Genomic DNA, 2106 nt, shown 5'->3' on the forward strand with positions numbered 1-2106 from the left:
GTGTTCACCGCGCCGACACTGCGGGCGCAGTCGGCCAGTTCATCGAGCAGGCCGATGACCGCCTGCTTGAAGGGATAAGTGATGTTGACCCCGCTGAACCCTTCACCGGCAAGGCGGCGCAGCAGGGGGCCAAGCGCGGCATCATCCATGCCGTCGGCGGTGAAATCAAACAGGGTGTAAGTCAGGTCAAGGCCCTGCGCCCCGGCTTCCTGTTCATGCAGCCATGGGGAACGTGAGGCCTTGATGGCCCGTCCGATAAGTCCTGTGCGAAGCATTGCCTGTCAATCGTAGCTGGCCGGCGCTGGACTTGCCAGCGCCGGCGGGAGCATGGGTCAGAACTTCGCCTTGAAGCCGACATAGAACGAACGGCCGATCAGGTCGTACTGAGCGGTGTCGGTGCCGGTCTGGTTGCTGGCGACAAACGGCAGGCCGCGGTTGAACAGGTTGTTCACGCCGCCGCGCAATTCGAACTTCTCGCCAACCTTGACCGAACCGAACAGGTCCCAGGTGGCATAGGCCGGCACGCCCACGGCAATGTTGTTGGGCGAGTTGATGCGCGAGACATCGTCGAGCGCATTCTGGTACTTCCAGCGAAGCCCCAGGTTCAACGTGTCCGACCGGTAACCGAAAGTAGTCAGCGCCTTCCACCGCGGGGTTACGCGCGGCGGCACGCTGCTCGGATCGGATGCCCCACCATTGCTGACGCCGGTGTAATCGAGGAACGCGGCGCCCGGCAGCAACTGCACCTTGTAGTTGTTCAGGTAGCCGATACCCGTATCGATGGTCAGCTTGCCGCTCTGGCCCAGGAACGGTGCCGGGATGCCCCAGTGGATCTGGACTTCGATGCCATCGGTCTTGAGCGAGCCAAGGTTGCGATAAGGCAGTGCGACGTTGAGCAGCTGGCCGGTCGACGTGTCGCGGGTGATCAGCGCGCAGTTGGCGTTGGTCAGCGCATAGGTCGAGTTAGAACCATCGAGGTTATAGCAGCCCGACAGTACGGTGCCGCCTGGAACCGACGAGATCACGTTGCGGATCTTGATGTTATAATAATCGACCGACACCGAGAAATCGCCAAGGATGCCGTCATTGCGCGGGGCAGTGAAGACGAACCCGAGGTTGAAGGTGGTGGCCTTTTCCGGGGTGATCGCCGTGTTGCCGGCAATCGTCGAGCCGGTCGCCGTGGTCGGGAACTGGTAGGTTCCGATCACGGTCGAAGGCACACCCTGGGCGACGCAGAGCGCGGCAACCTGCGCGGCATTGGCTCCGGTGCGGGCCGACGAGCGAGTGTCGCACGGATCGCCAAGCGCGCCGGTGCTGGGATCGCCGAGCACGAGCTGGGCGTTCTGCGGCGGCGAGAACAGTTCGGCGATGTTCGGTGCACGAACGGCGCGCTGATAGCTGCCGCGGAACAGCAGGTTGTCGACCGGACGCCAGCGGGCATCGGCTTCATAACTGGTCACCGAACCGGTCACCGAATAGTCCGACAGACGAACCGCACCGCCAATACCAAGTTCGCGGGCAAACGGCTGGTCGGTCAGCAGCGGAATATCGATCTGCGCTGCGACTTCCTTCACGCTGATCGCGCGCTTGGGAACCGGCAGCTGGAAGGCAAAGCCCTCGATATTCGCGCCGGGGGCGAAGCCGGAGTTCGGCGTCGTGTCAGCATCGGGGCTGAACGTATAGGTGTTGCGACGATAGCCGCCGAGCAGGGCGATCTGGGCCGGGCCGGCCCCAAGGTCGAACAGCTTGCCGTTGATCTGCAGCTGGGCCTGCGTCTGGCTCAGTTCCTCGCGGCTGATCGCATCCTTGGTGATATAGGCCTGGCACGCCGCCGAGAGCGAGCGGGCATTGGCATCGCCGAACGGATTGAACCCGCCGGCGCAAAGCGATTTACCGCCATCGGCTGCATTGAGCAGGGTCTGCACCCGGCTCTTGAGCACGGCATTGCGCATGATCGAATTGTGCACCGACTGATCGTAGGCAACGAAGGCGTCGAACGTCCAGCCATCGGTGATCGTGCCCTTCAGGCCGGTCAGGTACTGCTGGATCTGGTAGTTTTCATCCCAGCCTTTGTACGGCACGCCAACATAGCGGGCGCTCCAGTTG

The 2106-nt window shown here is 62.9% G+C and carries 1 protein-coding gene and 1 pseudogene; both read right to left on the minus strand.

Features of this window, described 5'->3' with window-relative positions; genetic code table 11:
* Positions 1–275: pseudogene (locus RMO89_RS10105) on the minus strand (shikimate dehydrogenase); the annotation flags it as partial.
* Between the two features lie 57 nt (positions 276–332).
* On the minus strand, positions 333–2106 hold a 1774-nt coding region (locus tag RMO89_RS10110), incomplete at its 5' end, for a TonB-dependent receptor (RefSeq protein WP_310532892.1).

This window comes from Novosphingobium sp. (assembly GCF_031424035.1).
Lineage (GTDB): Bacteria > Pseudomonadota > Alphaproteobacteria > Sphingomonadales > Sphingomonadaceae > Novosphingobium.